Source organism: Romboutsia sp. 1001713B170131_170501_G6, from assembly GCF_015668195.1.
Lineage (GTDB): Bacteria > Bacillota > Clostridia > Peptostreptococcales > Peptostreptococcaceae > Romboutsia_C.
Window position 1 is genome coordinate 1 of sequence record NZ_JADPFC010000010.1, and the last position, 6,582, is coordinate 6,582.

Below are 6,582 nucleotides of genomic sequence, written 5' to 3' on the forward strand. Positions count from 1 at the left end.
GTAGGAGTTTGGACCGTGTCTCAGTTCCAATGTGGCCGATCACCCTCTCAGGTCGGCTACTGATCGTCGCCTTGGTAAGCCGTTACCTTACCAACTAGCTAATCAGACGCGGGTCCATCCTGTACCGCTAAAGCTTTGATAAGAAAGCCATGCGACTCTCTCATGTTATCCCGTATTAGCATACCTTTCGGTATGTTATCCGTGTGTACAGGGCAGGTTACCCACGCGTTACTCACCCGTCCGCCGCTCTTTACCGAAGTAAATCGCTCGACTTGCATGTGTTAGGCACGCCGCCAGCGTTCATCCTGAGCCAGGATCAAACTCTCAAAATAAAATTCGCTTTCGCTCATTTCGCCAAACATATTGCTTCGTATTCACTCAGCAACATCGTTTGCTCAAAATTTGACTACCTGCTCAGACTATCATTATCTGAATATCTGGCTTGGCTGTATTCGATTCTTTTAAGAATCAGTTATATAAATTAACCTACTGTTTAATTTTCAAAGTTCATTTTAAGCGACTGTGTCGGCGCTTACTTTTTTGTTTTTTCCCTTTTCTTAAGGACAAGTAATACTATATCACCTTATTTTTCTATAGTCAATACTTTTTTGATTTTTTTATTTTTATTTGCAATACTTATTCTAAATTTTATTTTTCTATTATTTCTATTAGCTTTTCCATAATTTTAATATTCAAATTATAATATAAATATATCTCATCCAATTCATCAAAAAAAGAGTAGAATTTTCTACTCTTTTACTTTGATTTTAGCTCTATCCAAGCTCTATCATATAATTTTATTTTGTCACCTAAATCTATAAATGTTTCGCATTTATCCAGTAACTTTTTAGGTGGGTATGCAACTGGATTTTCAGTTGTTTGTTCATCTAATAGCTCGATTGCTCCCGTATTAGGTATAGAATATCCAATATATTCAGCATTTTGTTTAGCATTTTCAGGTTCTAGTAAAAAGTTAATAAACATTTCAGCTTCTTTTTTATTTTGCGCTGTTTTAGGTATACACATAGCATCTACCCATTTATTAGTTCCTTCTTTTGGTATCGCATAAGCTAGGTTAGGATTTTGCTCCATTAGGGTAACTGCATCTCCAGAATAGATTATTCCCATAGCAACTTCTTCGCCTAATAATCTGTCTTTTCCTTCATCGTTAACATATGCTAAAACCAAGTCTTTTTGTTTCATAAGAAGTTTTTTTGCTTCTTCTATTTCTTTTGGATTTGTAGTATTAATACTATATCCAAGCTTTTTTAAGGCTATTGCCATAGTATCTCTAACCGAGTCAAACATCATTATATTACCTTTATATTTAGGGTTCCATAATATATCCCAGCTATCAACAGGTTCTTTTACCATTTTCTTATTATATAATATTCCAAAAGTTCCCCACATATAAGGTACACTGTACTCATTATCTGGATCATATATTGGATTTAAAAAACTCTTATCTATATATTTCATATTAGGTATATTTTTAAAGTCTATCTTTTGAAGTAAGTCTTCATTTCTCATTTTCTCAACCATATAATCTGAAGGGAAAACTAAGTCATAATTCGTACTTCCACTTTTAACTTTCTGATACATCATCTCATTTGTATCATAAGTCTCATATAATACATCTATTCCAGTTTCTTTTTCAAACTTAGCTATAAGATCTTCATCTATATAATCTCCAACATTATATACATTAAGTACCTTTGTTGAGTCTGTAGAACTTTTACATCCTGTTAATGACACTGAACTTATTATACCTATAGTTAAAAGTGCTATTATTTTTTTTCTTATTTTCACTATTTGTCACTCCCTGCTACTATAGATTGTTTTTTATTTGATATTAAAAGCAATATTAATACTACTGTAAACATTATAGTAGATAAAGCATTTATTTCTGGTTTTATACCTCTTCTTGCCATACCATATATTTCTATAGAAAGATTACTAACTCCATTTCCTGTATTAAAGAAACTAATTATAAAATCATCTATTGACATAGTAAATGCAATTAAAAATCCTGATATTATTCCTGGTTTTATTTGAGGAAGTATCACTTTCCTAAGTGCATACATAGGTGTAGCACCTAGATCCATTGCTGCTTCTTCCATATTTTGTGGCATCGACTTAATCTTAGGAAGAACCGACAATATTACATATGGTATACTAAACATTATATGAGCTAATAGCATAGTTGTAAAACCAAACTCTATGTTTAAAAAAGCAAATAAACTCATTAGAGCTACTGCCGTTACTATATCTGGGTTTAGCATAGGAAGATAGTTTACATTTAACATTATTTTTCTTCCTCTTGTTCTCATCTTTTGTATTCCTATTGCACTTATAGTTCCTACTATAGTTGCTACTATAGATGAAATTAAAGCAACTATTATAGTGTAATATAGTGCACTCATTATTTTTTCATCATGAATTAATCTTTGGTACCATTTAAACGTAAATCCATTCCAGTGAGCCATTGATTTAGAATCATTAAATGAAAATACAACTAGTGCAAATATTGGTGAATATAAGAATAAAAACACCAAAAACAAATATACATTAGATATTAATTTCTTTAACTTTAAAATAATAACCCACCGCCTTCTTTATCTGATTCATTATCAACTTTAGACATTACTGCCATTGATATAAGTATTACTATCATCATAAATATAGAAACTGCCGAACCAAAATTCCAGTCTCCTACAACAGTAAATTGTTGTTCTATTAAATCACCTATTAACATAAATTTACCGCCACCAAGTAATCTTGATATAGCAAATGTTGTTACACATGGCATAAATACCATTGTTATTCCAGAAACTACACCTGGTAAACTTAATGGGAATATAACTTTTGTAAACACTTGGAAACTATTTGCTCCTAAATCTCTTGCAGCGTTTATTAAATCATTATCCATCTTAGATAAAGATGTATATATAGGTAAAACCATAAATGGTAAGAAATTATAAACCATTCCAAGTAATATTGCTATATTAGTGTAAAGTATACTAACGGGTCCTATTCCAAATATTCCTAATAAATAATTTAAAAGTCCATTTTTACCAAGTATAGCAACCCATGCATATGTTCTTAATAAAAAGTTCATCCACATAGGAAGTATAAATAATAATATTAATGTTCCTCTTTTATTTACATTTACTTTTGATATTAAATATGCTACTGGATATCCTACTAAAAGACATATGATTGTAGATATTCCAGCCAATGTTATCGACCTAAAAAATACTTTAAAGTAAATAGGATCCATCAATTCTTTGTAGTTAGCTAAAGAAAATATTCGACCATTATCTGTTTCTATAGTAAAACTAAAAACAAGTACTAGTATTAAAGGGATTACAATAAATATTGCACTCCATACTATGTATGGATATGCTAGTATAGATTTTCTATTTTTCATAATTAACTTTGCTCTTTTCTCATTATATGGATATCTTCTGGATATATGTCCATTCCTAACTCTGATCCAACTTTTGCATTTTTAGTGTTATGAAGAATCCATTTTCTATTGTTTTCTTTAACTTCTATTTCATAGTGCACACCCTTAAATATACTAGATGTAACTGTCCCTTTTAGCATTGAATCCTCTGGATTTACCATTTTTATATCTTCTGGTCTTATTACTACTTCTATATTTTCATTTTTTTCAAACCCTTTGTCTACACAATCAAATACTTTACCGCAAAATTCAACTTTATAATCTTCTAACATAATTCCATCAAATATATTACTTTCTCCTATAAATCTTGCAACAAATGAATTTTTAGGTTCATTATATATATCTTCTGGAGTTCCCATTTGTTGTATCTTACCTTTGTTCATTACAACTATAGTATCTGACATACTAAGAGCTTCTTCTTGGTCATGAGTTACAAATATAAAAGTTATCCCTAACTTCTTTTGCATTCTTTTTAACTCAATTTGCATCTCTTGTCTTAACTTTAAATCTAATGCACCTAAAGGTTCATCTAATAATAATAATTTAGGTTCATTTACTAATGCTCTTGCAATAGCAATTCTTTGTTGTTGCCCTCCACTTAGTGAGTCAACCTTTCTATTTTCTTTTCCTTCTAGTGCCACTAATTTTAACATTTCTTTTACTTTTTCATCTATTTTATCTTTAGGCATTTTCTTTATCTTAAGTCCAAATGCTATATTTTCATATACATTCATATGAGGAAACAATGCATATTTTTGGAAAACTGTGTTTACAGGTCTTTGATATGGAGGTATTTCATTAATCTCTTTTCCTTCAAACAACACACTACCTTCATCTGCTTGCTCAAATCCTGCTATTATTTTAAGCGTTGTAGTTTTACCACATCCACTTGGACCTAGTAACGTTAAAAATTCATTTTTCTTTATATCTAAAGATAAATCATCCAAAACTTTTAAATCATCATATTGTTTTGATAGATTTCTTAATTCAATTATATTTTCACCCAATTATTAGCACCTCTTTCCTAGAATGATGGAGGAGTTGATACCCAAATCACTTTTGCAGTAGTTTTTCCTGCATTTGATATGTAGTGATTAGCTCTTGGCTTAAAGTAAAAACTCTCTCCTTTTCTTACTTTACTATGTTTATCTCCTATATGAAGGTGTATAGCTCCCGAAAGAACATAGCCAAATTCTTCACCTTCATGTGGTTTTTCTTCTTTATACCTACCACCTGGTTCTAGAGTTACTATTACAGGCTCCATTTCGTTTTTTTGAGAATTTGGAACTAACCATTTAAACGTATATTTAAGTTCTTCATCTTCTGTCTCAAACATGTCATCTTTTGTAAAGCAAATTCTTTCATCATCTATTTCGTTAAAAAATTCCCTTAAGTTTGTTCCTAATATTTCTAATATATCTATAAGTGTAGCTATGGATGGTGAAGTTAAATTATTTTCTAATTGTGATATAAATCCTTTTGACAGTTCACATCTATTAGCTAGTTCTTCTTGAGTTAATTGCTTTTCAATTCTCATTCTCTTTATTTTCTCACCTATATCCATCATTCCACCTCCTAATTTTGCATATTTTTAGTAAACATATTGTTTAAAATACCTAAACATCAAATTTTATTATATAAAACTTCAATATATAATTCAATAGTTTTTTTGTATTTTTTTTATTTTGCAATACAACATATAAATCAAGTATTTTACTGGTTTTATATGTAAAATCCCTCTACGCTTGTTTATATTAATATTTATAAAGTTTAGTATCTCTAACTCATTTTTATAATCTAAAAAATTTTAATTCTTTTATATTTTTTATTTTTCTCAAAGTGTATATATCATCTATTTTCTCTAAATTTGTAAACCCTATACTAATGTAAAATCAAATCGAATATTAAAATAAAAACATAAAAATAAGGCTTAATTAAGCCTTATTTTTTATGTTTTATTTTATTTGTATATAATCCTAATAATGCTACTAATACTAAAGCAATATATCCTAAGCTACCTGTATCTCCTGTTTGAGGATTAGAATTATTATTTGTCTCAATTTTATTAAATTGAGGTAAACTACTTGGTTTATTCGTACTTACAATACTATTTGAGCTTGCATTATTTTTATTTGGTTTTGATTCATTTTCAGTTTTATTATTATTTGTATCGTTTTTAATAGAATCTAGTATAACAGTAACTACTCTCTTAACATTAGTAGTATTTCCATCGCTATCTGTTACCGTATATATTAACTCGTATTTACCTGACTTGTTAATATTTACATTTCCTGTTACCTTAATATATTTAGTTATATTACCATCTTCAGTATCTGTAGCAGTTACTCCAGCCATTGGATCAAATGCCGTCCCTTCCTTTATACTTACATTGTCAGCTCCATTTATTACTGGTTTATCATTGCTTTTTACTGTAACTGTAATAATCTTAGTAGCTGTCGCCCCTTTACTATCTGTTACTTCATATTTAACTGTGTAAATACCTGCCTTCTTTGTGTTTACTGTGTCTTCAACTACTTTAATTTTGTCTGTAATATTGCCATCTTCTTTATCATTAGCAGTTACTCCTGTTAATGGATTGAACTTTTCTCCAACCTTTATTGTTTTATTCTTTGCATTTATCGTTGGTATTGCATTTATTTCTACCATTTTAGGATAAACCATAATCACTCTTTTTATAGTAGTAGTATTTCCATCACTGTCTGTTACTGTATATGTTAATTCATATTTACCTGGCTTATTAATATCTACACTTCCGGTTACCTTAATATCTTTAGTTATATTACCATCTTCAGTATCTGTAGCAGTTACTCCAGCCATTGGATCAAATGCCGTCCCTTCCTTTATACTTACATTGTCAGCTCCATTTATTACTGGTTTATCATTGCTTTTTACTGTAACTGTAATAGTCTTAGTAGCTGTCGCACCTTCACTATCTGTTACTTCGTATTTAACTGTGTAAGTACCTGCTTTATTTGCGTTTACTGTGTCTTCAACTACTTTAATTTTGTCTGTAATATTGCCATCTTCTTTATCATTAGCAGTTACTCCTGTTAATGGATTGAACTTTTCTCCAACCTTTATTGTTTTATTCT

At 29.7% G+C, this 6,582-nt stretch carries 6 protein-coding genes and 1 rRNA gene; all 7 read right to left on the bottom strand.

From position 1 onward, the window contains the following. Window positions 1–332: ribosomal RNA gene (locus I4U89_RS13820) — 16S ribosomal RNA — on the bottom strand; the annotation flags it as partial. 424 nt (window positions 333–756) lie between these two features. Further along, the gene (locus I4U89_RS13825; protein ID WP_195940915.1) at window positions 757–1,812 is read right to left on the bottom strand and encodes an ABC transporter substrate-binding protein; all 1,056 of its coding nucleotides are present in this window, start codon (window positions 1,810–1,812) and stop codon (window positions 757–759) included. Continuing rightward, window positions 1,809–2,486 (bottom strand): ABC transporter permease, encoded by a 678-nt coding sequence (locus I4U89_RS13830; protein WP_207744196.1) that lies wholly within the window; start codon window positions 2,484–2,486, stop codon window positions 1,809–1,811. The genes I4U89_RS13825 and I4U89_RS13830 overlap by 4 nt, the downstream gene beginning before the upstream one ends. Before the next feature lie 104 nt (window positions 2,487–2,590). After that, window positions 2,591–3,430 carry an ABC transporter permease gene (locus I4U89_RS13835; RefSeq protein ID WP_195940870.1) on the bottom strand — a complete coding sequence of 280 codons (840 nt, stop codon included), beginning with the start codon at window positions 3,428–3,430 and terminating at the stop codon, window positions 2,591–2,593. Window positions 3,431–3,432: 2 nt separating this feature from the next. Further along, window positions 3,433–4,476, bottom strand: a complete 1,044-nt coding sequence (gene potA, locus I4U89_RS13840) for a spermidine/putrescine ABC transporter ATP-binding protein (RefSeq protein WP_195940871.1) — start codon at window positions 4,474–4,476, stop codon at window positions 3,433–3,435. Window positions 4,477–4,493: 17 nt separating this feature from the next. Then, window positions 4,494–5,033 (bottom strand): helix-turn-helix domain-containing protein, encoded by a 540-nt coding sequence (locus I4U89_RS13845; protein WP_195940917.1) that lies wholly within the window; start codon window positions 5,031–5,033, stop codon window positions 4,494–4,496. Between the two features lie 377 nt (window positions 5,034–5,410). Beyond that, window positions 5,411–6,582, bottom strand: a 1,172-nt coding sequence (locus I4U89_RS13850; RefSeq protein ID WP_195940872.1) for a DUF5011 domain-containing protein, incomplete at its 5' end; no start/stop codon positions are given.

Excerpts from the sequence above, each read along its gene's own strand:
- I4U89_RS13830 (WP_207744196.1), bottom strand. The coding sequence starts at position 2,486 with ATGGCTCACTGGAATGGATTTACGTTTAAATGGTACCAAAGATTAATT.
- I4U89_RS13835 (WP_195940870.1), bottom strand. The coding sequence starts at position 3,430 with ATGAAAAATAGAAAATCTATACTAGCATATCCATACATAGTATGGAGT.
- I4U89_RS13845 (WP_195940917.1), bottom strand. The coding sequence starts at position 5,033 with ATGGATATAGGTGAGAAAATAAAGAGAATGAGAATTGAAAAGCAATTA.